The following is a 20,718-nucleotide window of genomic DNA, read 5'->3' as shown; positions in this document are numbered from 1 at the left end:
GCCGCTTCCCCCCTGTTGTGCGGAATCTGTCCGAGAGCTGCCGGTGCGGCTCCGGCCGCGGGCCCGTGTGGCTGGTCGCGCCCACGCGGCGGAGCCGCACACCGATACAGCCCCGCGCCCCTTCCGGGGCGCTTCCCCTTACGGCAGCTTCAAGGTGACCGCCGACTGCAGCAGTTCCGGTGCGGTCCACGCCGAGCGCTCCCCCGCGTACGGCGTGCCGAAGGTGCCGGTGCCGAGCAGGAGTTGCTTCTTCGTGCCCTCCGGGGCCGTCACCGGGACCTGGACTCCGGACGGGGCGCTGATCGTGACCGTGCCGCCGATCCGGTAGGCGGTGACGCGGTTGTTCGCGAGGGCCGACTGCCAGGCGGCGCGGCGCTGGAGTTCCGTGCCGATCGCGCTCTGCCGCAGGTTCTGCAGGGGCGTGTTGTCGGCGAACAGGGCCTTGTAGTCGGCGAGCACCTTGTCCAGCACCGGGTAGAGGATGCGGTCCTCGGCCAGGTTGGACTGGTGGGCGTAGTGCGGGCGCGGATCGTTCGAGATCGCGTGGCCGAGGTCGGTGCGGGCCTCCTGCGGGACGATCACGTCGTCGTAGCCGGTGGCGGTGTCCAGGGGGCCGGCCAGGCAGGTGGAGGTGGGGTTGTTCTCGCAGACGCCGCTGCCGCCGTCGGCGCGTGAGGTGTAGATCCAGTTGTACTCGTCGGCCATCTCCGCCTTGGTGCCCACGTTGTAGTACACGTTCATCGGGTAGCGCGGCACGGTCAGGGCGGTGCCGACCGGGCGCTGCGCGGGCTCGCGGGAGTTGTCCGAGGCGGTCCACTTCACGCCGTTGTCGGCGAGCGCGCCGGCCAGGTTGGGATTGTCGGTGGGCTGCTGCGGAAGGGTCTTGAGGCCCGAGTGCTCGCCGGTGACCAGTTCCGTGCGGTCGAGCGGGAGGCCCTTGGTGACGGCCCAGTTGTAGTTGTCGCGGATCTCCGCGGAGATGGCCGCGCGGCTCATCCACTGCGTGGAGCCGTCGGCGTTCTTCGTGCAGCTCCACGGCACGGTGGTGGTGTCCTGGACGCAGCCCAGGTACTGGTGCGTGTAGGTGTGGTTGATCCAGCGGTACTGCGCCTTGTCGGCGAGCAGCCGGTCCGCGAGGACGTCGGCGCCGCCGTGTTCGCTCTTCCACTCCTCCCCCGACCCGGCGTTGAACACCATGTCCAGGGTGAAGCCGTGGTCGCGCTGCCACTGCGCGGCGTAGGCGGCGTCGTCCGCCGTCATCCGGATCGGGGTGGTGCCCGGGCCGTCGCCCCCGGCGCAGTCGAAGTCGCCGGGCGTGCAGTTGCGCGCGGCGTCCCAGCGGCTGTCGGGGGCGAAGACGTCGTCGACGTGCACGGCGAAGTAGTTGCGGGCCTGCCCGAGGTGCACGCCCTGGGTGAGCCACTCCACGATGCCCCGGGCGAGCAGCCGGAACTGCTGCTGGTAGCGGTTGTAGGCGAACGTCACGACCAGCTCGCGGCGGCCGTCGTGGGCGTACTCGCCGACCAGGCTGCCGCGTCCGGTGGAGCCGGGCACCGCGGTGTCGACGTAGGAGGTGAAGCCGGCGCGGGGGCGGGCGATGTAGCCGTAACTCTCCTGGACGTACGGCGAGTTGTCCTCGAAGGTGAACGCCCCGTCGAGGTAGCCGAACCAGCCGCCCTTGCCGGCCGCGGTGACCTGCGCGCTCTGCCCGTCCAGGGTGCCGGCCCAGCCGCCGTCACTGGTGTAGTCCAGACCCACCTCCGGGTGCGCCCAGGTGTAGGCGTCGACCTGCGGGATGCCGTACGTCCTCTCGTACGCCTCCAGCGCGACCTGCTCCGGTGACGTCGCCGAGCCGAACGGGGCCTCGTCGGGCAGTACCACGCCCTGGTACCGGGCCCGGGGCGTGGAGCCGGTGGTGTCCGCGAGGAAGGCGGCGTCGATCACCGGACGGCTCGCGGCGTTCAGGTCGACGGTGGTGTACGGGATGCCGGTGCTGCCCAGCTGGTCGGTGATGGCCGCGACGGAACTGCTCCCGTCGTCCACGACCAGCACCTTCAGGTCGATGCGCGGCGTGGTGGCCGCCGCCGCGCCGGGCACCGCGAGCCCGAGCGCCATCGTGGCAGCCGCCGCCACCAGGGCAGCCGTGGTTGTGCGCGCACTGTGCGCCATGTGGTCCTCTCCCCCCCAGGGACCCCCGCCCGTTGTGGCCGGTACGCGGAGGATCCGTGGAAATGATGCGAAGCGGTGAGGTCGGTGCTCACCGGAACCCGATGAGTGTGACTCAGGTCATCAGGTGCGAGGATCGGGAAATGGCCACGACGCCACCGACAGGTGAACGCTCGCAGGAGTGAGCGAACGGGGCCGCGAGCGTAGGCTCCCTCCAGGGTGCCCCGCCGGTTCGCCGCGCCGGTCAGGGCCCCCCCGGTGGGGACCGCCTCCCGGACCCGGATCTAGTGTCGGCCGTCGGGTCCGGTCGAACCCACACCACTCGGCCGCAGGAACTTCACATCGGAAGCGAGATATCACCACCGTGACTGCTCTCACTCTCAGCACCGCCGCGGCGTCCGGTCTGCGGGCCGACGCGATCGTGATCGGTGTCGCCAAGGGCACCCGATCCAAGTCCGGCGACCTGGTCGTCGCACCGGGCGCCGAGGCCGTGGACAAGGCCTACGACGGGCGGCTCGCCGCCGTCCTGGAGACCCTCGGGGCCTCCGGTGCCGAGGGCGAGGTGACCAAGCTGCCGGCGCCGGCCGGGTTCAAGGCACCGCTCGTGATCGCGGTGGGCCTGGGCGCGGAGCCGGAGAAGGACGAGACGTACGACGCCGAGGCGCTGCGCCGGGCCGCCGGCGTGGCCGCCCGCACCCTGACCGGGTCGAAGAAGGCCGCGTTCGCGCTGCCGCTGACCGATGCCGCGGACGCCGGCGCCGTCGCGGAGGGCGTGCTGCTGGGCGCGTACTCCTTCGACGTCTACAAGCAGAACGGCAAGGACGGCAAGGCCAAGAACGGCAAGGCGCCGCTCGCCGAGGCCGTGCTGCTCGGCGGCAAGCCGCGCGACGCCGCCTTCAAGGGCGCCCTGGCCCGCGCCGCCGCGGTCGGCGAGGAGCTGAACCGCGCCCGCGACCTGATCAACACCCCGCCGAACGACCTCACCCCGCAGTCCTTCGCCGCGATCGCGCAGGCCGCGGCCAAGGAGCACGGCATCAAGGTGCAGGTGCTCGACGAGAAGGCGCTCACCAAGGGCGGCTACGGCGGCATCCTCGGCGTCGGCGGCGGCTCCGCGGCCGCTCCGCGCCTGGTGAAGCTGTCGTACACCAGCTCCAAGGCCAAGAAGCACCTCGCGTTCGTGGGCAAGGGCATCACCTACGACTCGGGCGGCATCTCGCTGAAGCCGGCCGGTCACAACGAGACCATGAAGTGCGACATGAGCGGTGCCGCGGCCGTGTTCGCCGCCGTCGTCGCCGCCGCGCGCCTGGGCCTGGAGGTCAACGTAACCGGCTGGCTGGCGCTGGCCGAGAACATGCCCTCCGGTTCCGCCGTGCGCCCCGGTGACGTGCTGCGCATGTACAGCGGCAAGACGGTCGAGGTGCTCAACACCGACGCCGAGGGCCGGCTGGTGCTGGGCGACGCCCTGTGGGCCGCGTCGGAGGAGAAGCCCGACGCGATCATCGACGTGGCCACGCTGACCGGCGCGATGATGCTGGCGCTGGGCAGCCGGACCTTCGGTGTGATGGCCAACGACGACGCGTTCCGTGCCGCGGTGCACGAGGCCGCCGAGGAGGTCGGCGAGCCGGCCTGGCCGATGCCGCTGCCGGAGCACCTGCGCAAGGGCATGGACTCCCAGGTCGCCGACATCGCGAACATGGGCGAGCGGATGGGCGGCGGCCTGGTCGCCGGTCTGTTCCTGCGCGAGTTCGTCGGCGAGGGCATCCCGTGGGCGCACCTCGACATCGCCGGTCCGGCGTTCAACGAGGGCGGGCCGTTCGGGTACACGCCGAAGGGCGGCACGGGTACCGCGGTGCGGACGCTGGTGCGGGTTGCCGAGCTGGCGGCTGCCGGGGATCTGGGCTGACCTCCGCTCACTGAGCACGTTTTTCCCGTTCCGCCGCGTGGGAGCCGGTCGCCCCCACGCGGCGGAGCCGCATATCGATACGGCCCCGCGCCCCTTTTGGTCGGCATCCTCCCCTTGGCCGCACGGGGCGTGGGACGTCTCACACACCGGCCCGGCGTCTCGATCCCGTCCGACAAGTGCAAAGATGGAGCCCGGCAGGACAGGGCCCCTACCCGAGGGCCGAAGAACGAGCGGCCGGACACCAGCCGCCTGCCGGTCATCGACGACCGGCGTACGGCGCACATGCATGGAGGACGTGACGTGGCGAACGACGCCAGCACCGTTTTCGACCTAGTGATCCTCGGCGGTGGTAGCGGTGGTTACGCCGCGGCCCTGCGCGGGGCTCAGCTGGGCCTGGACGTCGCCCTGATCGAGAAGGACAAGGTCGGCGGTACCTGCCTGCACCGGGGTTGCATCCCCACCAAGGCCCTGCTGCACGCGGGCGAGATCGCCGACCAGGCGCGCGAGAGCGCCCAGTTCGGCGTCAAGGCCACCTTCGAGGGCATCGACATCGCGGGTGTCCACAAGTACAAGGACGAGGTGATCACGGGCCTTTACAAGGGTCTGCAGGGCCTCGTCGCCTCCCGCAAGGTGACCTACATCGAGGGTGAGGGCCGTCTGTCGTCGGCCACCTCCGTCGACGTGAACGGTCAGCGCGTCCAGGGCCGCCACATCCTGCTCGCGACCGGCTCCGTGCCGAAGTCGCTGCCCGGCCTGGAGATCGACGGCAACCGGATCATCTCCTCCGACCACGCCCTCGTCCTGGACCGCGTGCCGAAGTCCGCGATCATCCTGGGCGGCGGCGTCATCGGCGTCGAGTTCGCCTCCGCGTGGAAGTCGTTCGGCTCCGACGTCACGATCATCGAGGGCATGAAGCACCTCGTCCCGGTCGAGGACGAGAACTCCTCCAAGCTGCTCGAGCGCGCCTTCCGCAAGCGCGGCATCAAGTTCAGCCTCGGCACCTTCTTCCAGAAGGCCGAGTACACCCAGGACGGCGTCAAGGTCACCCTCGCCGACGGCAAGGAGTTCGAGGCCGAGGTCCTGCTGGTCGCGGTCGGCCGCGGGCCGGTCTCCCAGGGCCTGGGCTACGAGGAGGCCGGGGTCGCCATGGACCGCGGCTACGTCCTCGTCGACGAGTACATGCGCACCAACGTTCCGACCATCTCCGCCGTCGGCGACCTGGTCCCGACGCTGCAGCTCGCGCACGTCGGCTTCGCCGAGGGCATCCTGGTGGCGGAGCGGCTGGCCGGTCTGAAGACCGTCCCGATCGACTACGACGGTGTCCCGCGGGTGACGTACTGCCACCCGGAGGTCGCCTCCGTCGGCATCACCGAGGCCAAGGCCAAGGAGATCTACGGCGCGGACAAGGTCGTCGCTCTGAAGTACAACCTGGCGGGCAACGGCAAGAGCAAGATCCTGAAGACCGCGGGCGAGATCAAGCTCGTCCAGGTCAAGGACGGTGCCGTGGTCGGCGTCCACATGGTCGGTGACCGCATGGGCGAGCAGGTCGGCGAGGCCCAGCTGATCTACAACTGGGAAGCGCTGCCGGCCGAGGTCGCCCAGCTCATCCACGCCCACCCGACGCAGAACGAGGCGCTCGGCGAGGCCCACCTGGCGCTGGCCGGCAAGCCGCTGCACGCGCACGACTGATCAGCCCTCGGGCGCGACGACACAGACTTTCCGCAACTCGTAAGGAGCAACCGAAACCATGGCGGTTTCCGTAACCCTTCCGGCGCTCGGTGAGAGCGTCACCGAGGGCACCGTCACCCGCTGGCTGAAGGCCGAGGGTGAGCGCGTCGAGGCCGACGAGCCGCTGCTCGAGGTCTCCACCGACAAGGTCGACACCGAGATCCCCTCCCCGGCCGCGGGTGTCCTGGCCTCCATCAAGGTCGCCGAGGACGAGACGGTCGAGGTCGGCGCCGAGCTGGCCGTCATCGACGACGGCACCGGCGCCCCGGCTGCCGCTCCGGCCCCCGCCGCCGAGGAGGCTCCGGCCCCGGCCCCCGAGCCCGCCGCGGCCGCGCCGTCCACCGAGCAGGCCGCCCCGGCCCCGGCCCCGTCCGCCGAGGCCACCTCCGGCGCCTCCTCCGCACAGGGCACCGACGTGGTCCTCCCGGCGCTCGGCGAGTCCGTCACCGAGGGCACCGTCACCCGCTGGCTGAAGTCGGTCGGCGACTCCGTCGAGGCCGACGAGCCGCTGCTCGAGGTCTCCACCGACAAGGTCGACACCGAGATCCCGGCCCCCGCCTCCGGCACGCTGCTGGAGATCGTGGTCGGCGAGGACGAGACCGCCGAGGTCGGCGCCAAGCTCGCCGTCATCGGCGAGGCGGGTGCCGCTCCGGCCGCCGCCCCGGCCCCGGCTCCGGCGCCCGCCGCCGAGGCTCCGGCCGCTCCCCCGGCCCCGGCCCCGGCCCAGCCGGCCGCGCCCGCCCCGGCCCCCGCCGCTCCGGCCGCGCCCGCCGCTGCCGCCCCGGCTCCGGCCCAGCCGGCCGCTCCGGCGCCCGCCCCGGCTCCGGTGACCCCGGCCGCCGCGCCCACCGCGCCGACCGCCGCCCAGGCGACCGACGAGGGCGCCTACGTGACCCCGCTGGTGCGCAAGCTCGCCGCTGAGAACGGCGTCGACCTGGCCACCGTCAAGGGCACCGGCGTCGGCGGCCGTATCCGCAAGCAGGACGTCGTGGCCGCCGCCGAGGCCGCCAAGGCTCCCGCCGCCCCGGCCCCGGCCGCCGCTGCTCCGGCCGCCGCCAAGAAGGCCCCGGCACTCGAGGTCTCCCCGCTGCGCGGCCAGACCGTGAAGATGCCGCGGATCCGCAAGGTCATCGGCGACAACATGGTCAAGGCCCTGCACGAGCAGGCCCAGCTGTCCTCCGTGGTCGAGGTCGACGTCACCAAGCTGATGCGGCTGCGCGCCCAGGCGAAGGACTCCTTCGCCGCGCGTGAGGGCGTCAAGCTCTCCCCGATGCCGTTCTTCGTCAAGGCCGCCGCGCAGGCGCTGAAGGCCCACCCGGTCATCAACGCCAAGATCAACGAGGCCGAGGGCACGATCACCTACTTCGACACCGAGAACATCGGTATCGCGGTGGACTCCGAGAAGGGCCTGATGACCCCGGTCATCAAGCACGCCGGCGACCTCAACATCGCGGGCATCTCGAAGGCGACGGCGGAGCTGGCCGGCAAGGTCCGCGCCAACAAGATCACCCCGGACGAGCTGTCCGGCGCGACCTTCACCATCTCCAACACCGGTTCGCGCGGCGCGCTCTTCGACACGATCATCGTGCCGCCGGGCCAGGTCGCGATCCTCGGCATCGGTGCCACGGTCAAGCGTCCGGCCGTCATCGAGACCGCCGAGGGCACGGTCATCGGCGTCCGCGACATGGTCTACCTGACCCTGTCCTACGACCACCGTCTGGTGGACGGCGCCGACGCCGCGCGTTACCTGACCGCGGTCAAGGCGATCCTGGAGGCGGGCGAGTTCGAGGTCGAGCTCGGCCTCTGAGTCCAGTGAAGTCAGGCATTACGGCGCCCCGTCCGGAGTCCTCCGGGCGGGGCGCCGCCCTTGTGGCCGACGGCGCCCGCAACGCCCTCGGGGGCGCGGGGAACTGCGCGACCAGCCACATACGAGCCGCACCCGCCCGACCCGGGACGAACCCGGGTCAGTGGGCGCCCCGCCGGACCCACGGCGTGTAACCCTGGTCTCACCTGCGCAAAGACACCCCCGCACGCCCTTCCCACGGAGCGAAGCCGCCGTATTGTCTAAATGTCAGCCCTCCCTAAGGAGCTCTCATGACCGCGCCCGTCGTCCACTCGCTGCGCGAACAGATCCGCGAGCACATCGTGGAGGGAATCGTCAGCGGGCGCTGGCAGCCGGGCGAGCGGATCGTGGAGCGCCGTATCGCCACCGAGCTGGAGGTCAGCCAGACCCCGGTCCGCGAGGCGCTGCGTGAGCTGGAGTCGCTGCGGCTGATCGAGTCCGCCCCGAACAAGGGCGTGCGGGTCCGCAACCTGACCGCGGCCGACCTGGAGGAGAGCTACCCCGTGCGGGCCGGCCTGGAGGCCATCGCGGCGGAGCTGGCGGCGGAGAAATTGGCGGTGGACTGCTCGGTCCTCGAGCCGCACGTCACGGCCCTGTACGCGGCCGACCGCAACGCCGACGGCACCGCGCAGGTCCGGCACACCGTGGGCTTCCACCGGGAGCTGGTCCGCGCGGCCGACAACTCCGTGCTGCTGCACACCTGGGAGGGCCTCGGGATCGAGGTCTTCACGGCCCTGTCGATCCGCTGGCTGGGCACGGTGCAGCAGTCGTACGCGGAGGAGCACGAGGAGCTGGTGCAGGCCTTCCAGCGCCGCGACCCCCGGATCGCGGAGCTGGTGAAAGCCCACGTCCTGGGCTGCGCCCCGCGCGCGTAGGGCTTCGCCGCGTCCCGCCTCGGCAGGGAAGTCCCGCCCCCGCGGCAGGGGTGTGCGCCCGCCGCCGCCCCGGAGGGTTTCGTCCCCGCCGCCCCTACCCGACCCGTCCCCGGGGGCTCCGCCCCCGGACCCCCGTTCGCGCGCAGTTCCCCGCGCCCCTGCAAGGGACGCGGGGAACGGCGCGATCAGCCCCGAACGATCCGCAGCCGGGCGGCCACCGCAGCACCCGAGCGCACCCCCGCTCAAACGCCGCCCTCCACGCCGCCCACCTGCGAAAACAAGGCGCTCACACGTCACCCGGTGCCATCGCCGAAGGCACCGCGTGCCGACTTTCTCGTGATCAAGAGGTTTTCGCCCTCAACCCTTTGATCGATCATCGATCACGGAGTTAGAGTCACCGACGGACTTCCACCGAAGTTCCAGAGCCCTGTCCTGCCAAAGACCTAGGGCACCCCTGAACCCTTCGCTGTGAGGGAACCCCCCTTCGACTGAGGAAGGCGGCGACATGACCGACCCCAACGCCATCCAGCCGAGCGAGCTCGACCAGCTCCCGGACCGCGACCCCGAGGAGACCGCCGAGTGGCAGGCCTCCCTGGACGCCGTCACCAAGGCGGCCGGGCCGCACCGGGCCGCGTACCTGATGCGGCGCACGCTGGAGCGCGCCGAGGGCGCCGGCATCGCCCTGCCGAAGCTCCTCGAGACGGACTACGTCAACACCATCCCCACCTCCGCGGAGCCGGGCCTGCCCGGTGACCCGGAGATGGAGGCCCGCATCACCGCGTGGAACCGCTGGAACGCGGCCGCCATGGTGACCCGCGGCGCCAAGCACGGCGTCGGCGGCCACATCGCCACCTTCGCCTCCGCGGCCTGGCTCTACGAGACCGGCTTCAACCACTTCTTCAAGGGCAAGGAGCAGGACGGCTCCGGCGACCAGCTCTACATCCAGGGCCACGCCTCCCCCGGCATCTACGCCCGCGCCTTCCTGGACGGCCGCCTCAACGAGGCGCAGCTCGACAACTTCCGCCAGGAGGCCGGCGGCAACGGCCTGCCGTCCTACCCGCACCCGCGCCGCCTGCCCTGGATGTGGGAGTTCCCGACCGTCTCCATGGGCCTCGGCCCGCTGTCGGCGATCTACCAGGCGCGCTTCAACCGCTACCTCACCAACCGCGGCATCAAGGACGTCTCCGCCTCGCACGTGTGGGCGTTCCTCGGCGACGGCGAGATGGACGAGCCGGAGTCGACGGCGGCCCTCGCACTCGCCGCCCGCGAGCAGCTGGACAACCTGACCTTCGTCATCAACTGCAACCTGCAGCGCCTCGACGGCCCGGTCCGCGCCAACTTCAAGATCGTGCAGGAGCTGGAGGCCCAGTTCCGCGGCGCCGGCTGGAACGTGATCAAGACGCTGTGGGGCTCCGCCTGGGACGAGCTGTTCCAGCTCGACACCACCGGCGCGCTGGTACGCCGGCTGCGCGAGGTACCCGACGCGCAGGTCCAGACGTACCAGACCCGCGACGCCGCCTACATCCGCGCGGACTTCTTCGGCAAGGACCCGGCGCTCGCCGAGATGGCGAAGCTGCTGAGCGACGACAAGATCCTCGAGATCTTCCACCTCTCCCGCGGTGGTCACGAGCCGCGCAAGGTGTACGCCGCGTACAAGGCCGCCGTCGAGCACAAGGGCGCGCCGACCGTGATCCTGGCCCAGACCGTCAAGGGCCACACCCTCGGCGAGGGCTTCGCGTCGAAGAACGCCAACCACCAGATGAAGAAGCTCTCGGTGGACGAGTTCAAGGCGATGCGCGACCTGCTCGAGCTGCCGATCAGGGACAGCGACTTCGTCGACGGCGTGGTCCCCTACGGCCACCCGGGCGCCGACTCCCCCGAGGTCCGCTACCTCCAGGAGCGCCGCGCGGCGCTCGGCGGCCCGGCCCCGGCCCGCCGCACGCACGCCCTGGCCCCGCTGCCGGCCCCGGCCGAGAAGGCGTTCGGCGCCTTCGACAAGGGGTCCGGCTCGCAGAGCGTGGCCACCACGATGGCGTTCGTCCGCCTGGTCAAGGACCTGGTCCGCGACAAGGAGACCGGCAAGCGCTGGGTGCCGATCGTCCCCGACGAGGCGCGCACCTTCGGCATGGAGTCGCTCTTCCCGTCGCTCGGCATCTACTCGCCCAAGGGCCAGACGTACGAGCCGGTCGACCGCGACCAGCTGATGTACTACAAGGAGGCCAAGAACGGCCAGATCCTCAACGAGGGGATCACCGAGGCCGGCTCCATGGCCGACTTCATCGCCGCCGCGTCGTCGTACGCGACGCACGGCGAGGCGATGATCCCGTTCTACATCTTCTACTCGATGTTCGGCTGGCAGCGCACGGCCGACCAGATGTGGCAGCTCGGCGACCAGCTCGGCCGCGGCTTCCTCGTCGGCGCCACCGCGGGCCGCACCACGCTGACCGGTGAGGGTCTGCAGCACGCCGACGGCCACTCGCCGATGATCGCGGCGACCAACCCGGCCGCGCTCAGCTACGACCCCGCCTTCGCGTACGAGATCGCGGTGATCGTCCGTGAGGGTCTGCGCCGGATGTACGGCGAGGCCAAGCCGGGTGAGGACCAGAACGTCTTCTACTACCTGACGGTCTACAACGAGCCGATGCCGCAGCCGGCGAAGCCGCAGGGCCTCGGCATCGACGAGGGCATCGTCAAGGGCCTGTACCGCTTCAACACGGCGGAGTCCGCGGGCGTCACCGTCCCGGCCAACGCCCCGCGCATCCAGCTGCTGGGCTCCGGCACGGCGATCCACTGGGCGCTCAAGGCGCAGCAGCTGCTCGCCGAGGAGTGGGGCGTGGCCGCCGACGTGTGGTCCGCGACCTCCTGGACCGAGCTGCGCCGGGACGCGCTGGAGGCCGACGCGGCGCTGCTGCGCGGCGAGGAGCGGGTGCCGTTCGTCCGTCAGGCGCTGCAGGGCGCCGAGGGTCCGGTGCTGGCCGTCTCCGACTACATGCGCCAGGTCCCGGACCAGATCGCGCAGTGGGTGGAGCAGGACTGGTCCTCGCTGGGCGCCGACGGCTTCGGCCTGTCGGACACCCGTGAGGCCGCCCGCCGCCACTTCGGCGTCGACGCGGAGTCGATCGTCGTCGCGGCGCTGGCCCAGCTCGCCGGCCGCGGCGAGGTCAAGGCCGCGTCGGTGAAGGAAGCCCGGGAGAAGTACGGCCTGTAAGCACGCGGGTCGGCCTGTGAGCACGCGGGTCGCACGGTGAAGGGGTACGGCAGCAGCCGTACTCCTTCGTCGTCTTCGTCGTCTTCGTTGTCTTCGTCGTCCTCGTTGTCGGTGGGCCCCGGCATGATGGCCGTATGCGTGCTGCCCGGCTGATCAAGATGGTGCTGCTGTTGCAGTCCCGGCCCTCCATGACCGCCGCCGAGCTGGCGCGGGAGCTGGAGGTGTCGGAGCGGACGGTCACGCGGGACGCGCAGGCGCTCGGCGAGGCGGGCGTTCCGGTGTACGCGGACCGGGGCCGGGCCGGCGGCTACCGGCTGATCGGCGGGTACCGCACGCGGCTGACGGGGCTGGCCCGCGGTGAGGCGGAGGCGCTGTTCCTGTCCGGGGTGCCGGGGGCGCTCAGGGAGATGGGCCTGGAGGACGCCGCGTCCGCGGCCCGGCTGAAGGTGTCCGCCGCGCTGCTGCCGTCGCTGCGGGACGCCTCCCGTACGGCGGCGCAGCGGTTCCATCTGGACGCGCCGGCCTGGTTCCGGGAGCCGCAGACGCCTCAGCTGCTGCCGGCGGTCGCGGAGGCGGTGTGGGACGACCGCAGCGTCACGGCCCGCTACCGGCGGGGCGAGCGCGAGGTGGAGCGGGTGCTGGAGCCGTACGGCCTGGTGCTCAAGGCGGGGGTCTGGTACCTGTGCGCGCGGGTGCCGCGGGACGGGGCGTACCGCACGTACCGCATCGACCGGTTCTCGGCCGTCGAGCCCTGCGGCGAGCGTTTCGCCCGGGACGAGGAGTTCGACCTGCCCGGCTACTGGGCGGAGCACTCCGAGCGGTTCGCCCGCTCGTTGCTGCGCACCGAGGTCGTCGTACGGCTGTCTCCCGAGGGCGTGCGCGGCCTGCGGTGGGCCGTGGACACGCTGTCCGCGCGGGAGGCGCTGGCGTCGGCCGGGGAGCCGGACGGCGAGGGGTGGGTGACGGTGACGCTGCCGGTGGAGTCCGAGGAGGTCGCGCACACGCAGCTGCGGGCGCTCGGGGCGCAGGCCGAGGTGCTGGCCCCGGCGGGCCTGCGCGCACGGTTCGCCGAGGATGCGGCACGGCTGGCGCGGCTGTACGGCGGTGCAGGTGGGGCGGCGAGCGCCCGGCCGTGACGAACCGGCGTACTCCGCGTGCGCCCCCGTCGCCGACGCAGGATGCTGGACCCGTGATGGACGAGACGGAGTTCTGGGAGCTGGTCGACGCCACTCGGGAGGCCGCCGAGGGCGACCCGGAGGAACAGGCGGACCTGCTCGTCGAGCGGCTGCTCCAGAAGGACCCCGACGTGGTGCTCGACTTCGCCCGTCACTTCGAGGTCCGCTACAACCGCGCCTACCGCTGGGACCTGTGGGGCGCGGCCTGGGTGCTGCTGGACGGGGCGAGCGACGACGCGTTCGACTTCTTCCGCTGCTGGCTGATCGGCCAGGGCCGGGAGGTGTTCGAGGGCGCCCTGCACGATCCGGACGCGCTCGCGGACCTGCTGGACGACTTCGACGAGGAGATCGACGGCGACGGCGAGGAGCTGGGTTACGCCGCCGACGAGGCCTACGAGCAGCTCACCGGCACCGTCGCCCCGGACCTGGGCATCCCTCCCGCCCCCTCGGAACCCGCGGGCACACCGGTCGACTTCGAGGACGAGGGCGCGCTGGCGGAGCGCTATCCGAAGCTCTGGTACCGCTTCCGGGAGTGAGCCGGACCGCCGCCCGTGACCGGCCGCTTCCTCACAGGGTCACTCAGAGGGCCGCCCGGCCTTGCAGTGCCGCGGCCCGCTGCCGTATCTCCGGCAGGCGGGCGATCAGGGCGGCGCCCGGGCAGGTGGTCTCGTAGGCGTCGCGATGGGCGGCGACCACGGGCAGGAGGGCGGCGGCACCGCGCGGGACGCGGCTGCCGCTGTTGCTCGAGGTGAGGCGGGCTGTGCCGCGCGGGTCGACGTCGGCCGGCCCGAGCTTCCAGGCGATCAGGGCGGCGATGGCCTCGGACATGGCGCGTGGCACCGGCGTGCCGCCGGTGAAGGTGCCGATGGCGGCGATCCCGGCGGTGCGGTGGTTGAAGCCCTGGGTGTGGGCGCCGGTGACCGGGCGGTCGACGCCGCCGGCGCGGCCCTCGTAGACGGTGCCGCAGCGGTCCACGAGGAAGTTGTAGCCGATGTCGTCCCAGTCGCGGCCGCCGGTCTGGCCGGTGTACACGCCGCGGATGATGCGGGGCGTGTCGGCGCAGTCGTAGACGTTCGGGGTGTCGGTGTGGTGGACGAAGACGGCGACGACCTCGTCGTCGTAGCGCGGGGGCGGCTGACGGGTCCGGGTACGGGCGTCGAGCCAGGCCGTGCGGGGCACGATCCGCGGCCGGGGGGCGGTGTGGGGTGCGGGGCGGGCGACGAGCGGCCGGAAGGCGGGGTCCGGGGCGCCGGCGGCGCGCTCCACGCCGCTCGCGCACAGCATCAGGGCGGCGACGGCCGCCAGGCCCGGCAGGCAGGCGGCCGCGGCGAGGGCAGGGCCGGGTATCCGGGGGCGGGCCGCCCGGGGTGTCCGCCGGCGGACACGGGCGGCTGTCCGGGCACCGCCGCGGGCCCGGACGGCTTCGCGCGCTCTTCGCACGACACGCATGTGTCCCACTGTGGGCGCGCCGCGGCCGGTCCGCGATGTGTGGTGTGCCACCTGGTGGAACCATCGTCCCGGTGCGGGGCGTTTTCCGGGGTACCGCGGCCGTGACCGGTTCGGTGGACGGCTGATCATCCGGCCCTCGGCGCGCGTACCCAGGGGTGCCCTCGGCCCGCACGCCCAGGGGGCGAGAGAGAGGCGGCTTCGTGGACCTGCTCGACATCGTGCTGCTGCTGGTGATCCTGGCGTACGCGGGCTCCGGCTACCGGCGGGGGCTGGTGGCCGGGTGCGTCTCGCTGGCCGGGTTCGTGGGCGGTGCGGCGGTCGGCGTGTGGATCCTGCCGTGGGTGATGCGCCTGGTGTCGCCGGGGACGACCTCGGCGACGGTCGTGGCGGTGTTCACGGTGCTGGTGCCGGCCGTGGTGGGGCACGAGCTGGCGGGGCGGCTCGCGCTGCGGCTGCGGCGGGAGCTGGACCGGGGCCCGCTGCGGGTGGCCGACGGCGTCGGCGGGGCGGCGGCCAACGCGCTCGCCGTGCTGCTCGTGGCGTGGGTCGCGGCGAGCGTGCTCGGCGCGGCCTCCACTCCCCTGGTGACGAGCGCGATACGGGACTCGCGGCTGCTGGGCGCGGTGCAGCAGGTGATGCCGGACACCACACCGGCATGGTTCTCGCGGGCCACGTCCGCGCTCACCCAGGCCGGCTTCCCCCAGGTGTTCAACCCGTTCGAGAACGAGTCGACGGCCGAGGTGCCCCGGCCCACCGGGGACAGCGTCACGGCGGCCGCCACCGACGCGGCCAAGCTGAGCACGGTGAAGATCGAGGGCGCCGCGGGCACGCAGGGCCGCGAGGGCAGCGGCTTCGTGTTCGCGCCCCGGCATGTGATGACCAACGCCCATGTGGTGGCCGGCATCGACCGCCCGGGCGTGCGGGTGGGCGGCGTCGGGCGGACGTACGACGCGCGCGTGGTGCTGTTCGACCCGGACCGGGACGTGGCGGTGCTGTACGTGCCGGATCTGAAGGCCCCCGTGCTCCGCTTCGACGACGGCGCCCGGCGCGGCGACCGGGCGGTGGTGGCCGGCTATCCGCAGGACGGCGATCTCGACCTGCAGGCCGCGACGGTCGGCGGCCGGGTCCGTGCGACCGGCCAGAACATCTACAACGACGCCACCGTCACCCGTGAGATCTACTCGATCCGCTCCACGGTGCGTCCGGGCAACTCCGGCGGCCCGCTGCTGACCACCGACGGCCGGGTGTTCGGTGTGGTCTTCGCCCGCTCCACCTCGGACGACGAGACGGGGTACGTCCTGACGGCGGACGAGGTGGCCGAGGACGCCCGGCAGGCGGCGAGCGCCACGGAGGCGGTGGACACGGGCGACCTCGTCACCTCGTAGCCGCACACGGTCAGACCAGGCGCTTGCCCATCATCACGTCGTCGACGTACGCGCCGTCCAGGAAGAACTCCTCCGGCTGCACGCCCTCGACGACGAAGCCCTCCGACGCGTACAGGGCGCGCGCCCCGGTGTTGTGGCCGAGGACGCGCAGGGTGATCCGCCGGAACCCCTTGGCGCGGGCGTCCGCCTCGGCCGCCCGCAGCAGGGCCCGGGCGATGCCCCGGCCGCGTGCCTCCTCGGCGACGGCGAGGCCGCGGATGTAGCGCACGTGCGCGTTGGAGGGGAGCGGTGTGGGCGTGCCGAGGCGGATGTAGCCGACGACGCGGCCGTCGGTCTCGGCGACCAGATGGGCTTCGGGGCCGGCGTCCTTCGGGAAGAAGGGGGCGTCCGGCGCGGGCGGCCCCGACACGGAGTGCAGCGGGGACCACACGGCTCGGTCCAGCCGGCGCAGTGCATCCTCGTCCTCGGCTCGGGCGGTACGTATGAACGACGGGTTCGACTCGGGCATGCCGGTCACCCTACGGGGACGGAACACGCGTCTCACCGCGGTTTTACGCGGGCTCCGGAGAGGATGTGGGTCATGCACCCTGCACGTATCGCGGTGGCCGGCGCGTCCGGCCTCATCGGCAGCGCCCTGGCCCGTTCCCTGACCGCCGACGGGCACCGGGTGATCCGTCTGGTGCGCCGCGACCCCGCCGGCCCGGACGAGGCCCGCTGGGACCCGCAGCGCTCGTACGTGGACAGTGCGGCGCTGGAAGGCTGCGACGCCGTGGTCAACCTCGCCGGGGCCGGCATCGGCGACCGCCGCTGGAGCGCGGCGTACAAGGAGCAGATCCGCTCCAGCCGGGTCGAGGGCACCCGGACGCTCGCGCGGGCGCTGGCGTCCCTGGACAGCCCGCCGCGGGTGTTCGTGAACGGCAGCGCGATGGGCATCTACGGCGACACGGGTGAGACACCGGTCGACGAGGACGCGCCGCCCGGCACCGGCTTCCTGCCCGAGGTGTGCGTGGAGTGGGAGGCGGCGACGGAACCGGCGCGCGCGGCCGGGGTGCGCACGGTGCTGCCGCGCACCGGGCTGGTGGTGTCGAGGTCGGGCGGCGCGTGGGGCCGTCTCTTCCCGCTCTTCCGGGCGGGACTCGGCGGCAGGCTAGGGGACGGACGGCAGTACTGGTCGTACATCGCCCTGCACGACGAGGTCGCCGCGATCCGTCATCTGATGGACCGCACGGACCTGTCGGGCCCCTTCAACCTCACCGCCCCCGAGCCGCTGACGAACGCCGAGATCACCGAGGCCATGGCCCGCGTCCTGAAGCGCCCGGCCCCGCTGCCCGTCCCGGCGGCGGCGCTGCGCCTGGCGCTGGGCGAGATGGCGGGCGACGTCCTGGGCAGTCAGCGCGTCCTGCCCACGCGCCTGCTGCGGTCGGGCTTCACGTTCGCCTTCCCGGGCATCGAGGACGCGATCCGCGCGGCGTGAGACAGAACCGGGGACAGGTGTGACCGTATGCGACCGGCGTGCGCCCGTGCCCTGTCCATGCGCGACTGTCCTTGACCGATCACCGCCCTAACCTCGACCCGAACTCGGGTATCCGGGACGCCCGTTGGGGGCATGACGTCTCCACCGGCCGCGCAACCTCGAGGAGGGGCACGTGCTTGAGCCCGCGTACCAGGCAGACGTCGTCGTCGTGGGAGCCGGGGTTGCCGGACTCTCGGCAGCGCATCGGCTGACCAGCGCAGGAATCACCACCGCGGTACTGGAGGTCGCCCCCTGCGTGGGCGGCCGCATGGCGACGGAGAAGGTCGACGGCTTCCGGCTCGACCGCGTCGGCCAGCTGCTGTCCACCGCGTATCCCGAACTACGCCTGACCCCGGGGCTGGACGCGCTGGCCGTGCGTCCCTTCGCCCCCGGCGTCCTGCTGCACAGCGACGGCCGGCACCACCACGCGGGTGCCACGGCGGCCGGCAGGGGCGCACGGAGCACCGGGGGCGCACGCGGCGCACTTCACGTAGTGCGCGCCCTGGCGAGTGCGCCCCGCACGGCCGCGGCCCCCCGGGCCCGCGCGAGCGCCCCGCTCGGCACGCCGGTCGACCAGGCCCGGCTGGTCCCTGCCCTGACCCGGCTGGCCGCCCTGCCGATCGACGACGTCCTCGCCCGCCCGGAGACCGAGGCCGGCAGGTCCCTCACCGCGCGCGGTCTGCCCGCCCGTACCGTCGAGGGCTTTCTGCGCCCCCTGCTGGCCGCCCTGCTGTGCGACCCGGAGCTGACCACGTCCAGCCGCTGCGCCGACCTGGCCCTGCGCGCGTTCGCCGCGGGCCGGCTGTGCCTGCCGGAGGGCGGCGCCGACGTCCTGCCGGAGCTGCTGGCCCGCACCCTGCCGCCGGGCACCGTGCACACCGGCGTCCGCGCCACGTCCGTCGCCACGACCTCCGTGACGACCGCGGAACACGGCGTCTTCCGCTGCCGGGCGGTCCTGGTCGCCACCGACGCCCGCACCGCCGCCGAGCTGCTGCCGGGACTGCGGGTGCCGGACTTCCACCCGGTCACGGTCGTCCACCACACCACCGACGACCCGCCGGGCACGGACACGTCCCTGCTGCTGGACGCCGACCGCGGCGGCCCGGTCGCCCACACGGCGGTGATCAGCCGCGTCGACCCGACCCGCGCCCCGGCGGGCCGCGCCCTGATCTCCTCCACGGTCCTCGGCCCCCCGCCCCCGGACGTGGACACCGCCGTCCGCCTCCACCTGGCCCGCCTGTACGGCACGTCCACGGCCCGCTGGGAGACCCTGGCCGTCCACCACACCCCCGAGGCGGTCCCGGCGATGCGGCCCCCGCACGACCTGCGCAAGCCGGTACGCCTCCTGGCGGGCCTCTACGTCTGCGGCGACCACCGCGACACGAGCACGGTCCAGGGCGCCCTCCACTCGGCCCACCGAGCCACCACGGCCCTCCTGACCGACCTGGGCCTCACAGGCTCCCTCCACCGAGCAGACCCCACGAGCACGATGTCCCGGGCGGCGTAAGGGCGGCTGCCGAGCCACCCAGTACTGCGGCCGGCCGGGGGTGGGCGCGCTCACCGACGCCGGCCCGGACCCGGTGCTGGGGCGGGCCGGGGGTGGGTGGCGCTCACCGGCGCTGGCGGGGCGCCGCTGCGCCCACCCGTGCCGCCCCTAGCGGCACGACTGCCCGCAGCTGGGAAAGCATTGCGGCCGCAACCGGCCACCGGACGGCAACGGGCCGCCGCAGGCACAAAAGGGGCGCGGGGAACGGCGCGACCAGCCACAACGAACCCGCACAGGCGCCGCAGGCAACGGCGACCAGCCCCACCGGCCCGCGGCCGAAGAACAACCAGGCGCCGCAGGCACCCGCGACCAGCCACAACGAACCCGCAGCCGAAACACGACCAGGCGCCGCAGGCACAACGCACCCAGCGCCGCAGGCACATCGCACCCCACCGCCAGAACGACCCGCTAAGCCAGCGCAGCGACCCGCTCTCGATACCCCCGAACAGCCGCCGCATCGCGATACGGCTCCAGCCGCCGCTCGAACTCCCGCACATACTCCACCGCCCGCACCGACCGCATCTCCGCGGCCGCCCCCGCCGCCTCCGCCCCCAGCCGGCAGGCCTGTTCCAGCTCGCCCAGCCCCAGCCGCGCCGTCGCCAGCACCACCGTGCAGAACAGCCGGCTGCGCGCGTACCCGCCCCCGCTCGCCCGCAGCTGCAACGACCGTTCCGCATGCTGCGCCGCCGCCCGGAACTGCTGCAGGTCCCGGTGGCAGTGCCCGAACTCGTCCGCCAGTTGCGCCTCGTCGAAGAACCGCGCCCAGTACGGCACGTCGTCCCCGCCCCGCACCGCCTCCAGCGCCCGCTCGGCCCGCACCAGGGACGCGGTGCAGGACCGCACCTCCCCCAGCACCCCGTGCCCCCGTGCCTCCGCCGCGTGCAGCAGCGCCTGCACGACGGGCGGCGCCCCCGCCCCCACCCCCTGCTGCGCCACCCGCGCCAGCTGCACGGCCTCCCGCCCGTGCCCGAGGTACACGGCCTGCCGGCTCATCGTGACCAGCACATACGCCCCGTACGCCCGGTCCCCCGCGGTCTGCGCGAGCCGCAGCGCCTGCACGAAGTACCGCTGCGCGAGCCCGTGCGCGGCGATGTCGTACGACGTCCATCCGGCCAGCCGCGTCAGATCGGCCGCCGCGGCGAACAGCCGGCGTCCGGTCTGCTCCCCGTACACCCCGCGCAGCATCGGCTCGCACTCGTGCTCCAGGTACCGCACGAGCGCCTGCCGGGCGTGACCGCCCCCGTAGGTGTCGTCCAGCGTGCGGAACAGCTCGGCGACGGACCGCAGCGCCGCGATGTCCCCGCCGGAGACCCGCACGGCGGGCGGCCGCTCGGCCCGCGCCCGCTGCTGCGGGACCACCGCCGGCCGCCCCTGGGCGGGCACCCGCGCCGGCGGCTCACCGCGCGCGACCCTGTCGTCGGACCGGCCGATCAGCCAGTCCCGGCTCGGCACCACCAGACCCGCCGGTGTGAAGGCGATCTTCCGCAGCTCGGCGTGGTTGCCGGAGTCCTTGCGCCACAGCCCGCTGACGATGTCGATCGCCTCGTCGGGGGTCGCGGCGAACTCCAGCCCGGCGTACACGGGGGCGCACGCGTCGAGGCCGAGGTCCTGGGCGGTGAGCCGCCGCCCGAGCCGCCGGGTGAACACCTCGGCGATCAGCGCCGGGGTCGTCCCGCGCGGCTGCTGCCCGCGCAGCCACCGCGTCACGGACGTCTTGTCGTATCGAAGGTCCAGCCCGTGTTCGAGCCCGAGCTGGTCCACGCGACGGGCGAGACCCGCGTTGGAGAATCCCGCTTCTGCGATGAGCGCGGCGAGCTGTCGGTTGGGAGTGCGCTGCGCGGGTCGTTCCGTCATCTGCGGTGCGGTCTCCTGCCTTCCAGGCCTGCGAGGTGCCCGGATTGCCTGTGAGCAGCCCTTATGGCCTCTT

General features: G+C 73.1%; 14 protein-coding genes. 10 read left to right on the top strand and 4 right to left on the bottom strand.

What is annotated here, in order from left to right; all coding sequences use genetic code 11:
* Positions 1–138: 138 nt before the first annotated feature.
* Positions 139–2,169: a hypothetical protein gene (locus ACZ64A_RS11080; RefSeq protein WP_469809684.1), complete on the bottom strand. Its 2,031-nt coding sequence runs from the start codon at positions 2,167–2,169 to the stop codon at positions 139–141.
* 361 nt (positions 2,170–2,530) lie between these two features.
* Here ACZ64A_RS11080 and ACZ64A_RS11075 point away from each other — a divergent pair, with 361 nt between their 5' ends.
* From ACZ64A_RS11075 to ACZ64A_RS11045, 7 genes are all read left to right on the top strand, one after another.
* The gene (locus ACZ64A_RS11075; protein WP_469809683.1) at positions 2,531–4,069 is read left to right on the top strand and encodes a leucyl aminopeptidase; all 1,539 of its coding nucleotides are present in this window, start codon (positions 2,531–2,533) and stop codon (positions 4,067–4,069) included.
* Positions 4,070–4,369: 300 nt separating this feature from the next.
* The gene (lpdA, locus tag ACZ64A_RS11070) at positions 4,370–5,758 is read left to right on the top strand and encodes a dihydrolipoyl dehydrogenase (RefSeq protein WP_469809682.1); all 1,389 of its coding nucleotides are present in this window, start codon (positions 4,370–4,372) and stop codon (positions 5,756–5,758) included.
* A 58-nt stretch (positions 5,759–5,816) separates the two neighbouring features.
* On the top strand, positions 5,817–7,604 hold the full coding sequence (gene sucB / locus ACZ64A_RS11065) for a 2-oxoglutarate dehydrogenase, E2 component, dihydrolipoamide succinyltransferase (RefSeq protein WP_469809680.1): 1,788 nt from the start codon (positions 5,817–5,819) through the stop codon (positions 7,602–7,604).
* Between the two features lie 287 nt (positions 7,605–7,891).
* The gene (locus ACZ64A_RS11060; RefSeq protein WP_363268331.1) at positions 7,892–8,515 is read left to right on the top strand and encodes a GntR family transcriptional regulator; all 624 of its coding nucleotides are present in this window, start codon (positions 7,892–7,894) and stop codon (positions 8,513–8,515) included.
* A 505-nt stretch (positions 8,516–9,020) separates the two neighbouring features.
* The gene (gene aceE, locus ACZ64A_RS11055; protein WP_469809679.1) at positions 9,021–11,723 is read left to right on the top strand and encodes a pyruvate dehydrogenase (acetyl-transferring), homodimeric type; all 2,703 of its coding nucleotides are present in this window, start codon (positions 9,021–9,023) and stop codon (positions 11,721–11,723) included.
* A 134-nt stretch (positions 11,724–11,857) separates the two neighbouring features.
* On the top strand, positions 11,858–12,859 hold the full coding sequence (locus ACZ64A_RS11050) for a helix-turn-helix transcriptional regulator (protein WP_469809677.1): 1,002 nt from the start codon (positions 11,858–11,860) through the stop codon (positions 12,857–12,859).
* 56 nt (positions 12,860–12,915) lie between these two features.
* Positions 12,916–13,434 carry a DUF4240 domain-containing protein gene (locus ACZ64A_RS11045; RefSeq protein ID WP_469810168.1) on the top strand — a complete coding sequence of 173 codons (519 nt, stop codon included), beginning with the start codon at positions 12,916–12,918 and terminating at the stop codon, positions 13,432–13,434.
* A 43-nt stretch (positions 13,435–13,477) separates the two neighbouring features.
* Here ACZ64A_RS11045 and ACZ64A_RS11040 read toward each other — a convergent pair whose 3' ends face one another.
* Positions 13,478–14,182, bottom strand: coding sequence for a peptidoglycan recognition protein family protein (locus ACZ64A_RS11040; protein WP_469810166.1), 705 nt, complete (start codon positions 14,180–14,182; stop codon positions 13,478–13,480).
* Positions 14,183–14,547: 365 nt separating this feature from the next.
* On the opposite strand from ACZ64A_RS11040, the gene ACZ64A_RS11035 reads away from it, so the two are divergent.
* Positions 14,548–15,732: a MarP family serine protease gene (locus ACZ64A_RS11035; RefSeq protein ID WP_469809676.1), complete on the top strand. Its 1,185-nt coding sequence runs from the start codon at positions 14,548–14,550 to the stop codon at positions 15,730–15,732.
* Positions 15,733–15,742: 10 nt separating this feature from the next.
* On the opposite strand, the gene ACZ64A_RS11030 is transcribed toward ACZ64A_RS11035, so the two are convergent.
* Complete coding sequence (locus ACZ64A_RS11030; RefSeq protein ID WP_469809675.1) at positions 15,743–16,240, bottom strand: GNAT family N-acetyltransferase; 498 nt, start codon at positions 16,238–16,240, stop codon at positions 15,743–15,745.
* 72 nt (positions 16,241–16,312) lie between these two features.
* Here ACZ64A_RS11030 and ACZ64A_RS11025 point away from each other — a divergent pair, with 72 nt between their 5' ends.
* Both ACZ64A_RS11025 and ACZ64A_RS11020 read left to right on the top strand, forming a co-directional pair.
* Positions 16,313–17,206 (top strand): TIGR01777 family oxidoreductase, encoded by an 894-nt coding sequence (locus ACZ64A_RS11025; protein WP_469809673.1) that lies wholly within the window; start codon positions 16,313–16,315, stop codon positions 17,204–17,206.
* A gap of 172 nt (positions 17,207–17,378) precedes the next feature.
* A complete protein-coding gene (locus ACZ64A_RS11020) occupies positions 17,379–18,752 on the top strand; it encodes an NAD(P)/FAD-dependent oxidoreductase (protein WP_469809672.1) in 1,374 nt (457 codons plus the stop codon).
* A gap of 447 nt (positions 18,753–19,199) precedes the next feature.
* Here the strand turns inward: ACZ64A_RS11020 and ACZ64A_RS11015 are convergent, their stop codons facing one another.
* Positions 19,200–20,645, bottom strand: a complete 1,446-nt coding sequence (locus ACZ64A_RS11015) for a regulator (RefSeq protein WP_469809671.1) — start codon at positions 20,643–20,645, stop codon at positions 19,200–19,202.
* Between the last annotated feature and the right edge of the window lie 73 nt (positions 20,646–20,718).

It is taken from the genome of Streptomyces sp. NPDC104814 (assembly GCF_055583185.1).
The sequence above is the reverse complement of the archived record's forward strand: the minus strand, read 5'-3'. Positions and strand labels throughout refer to the sequence as shown.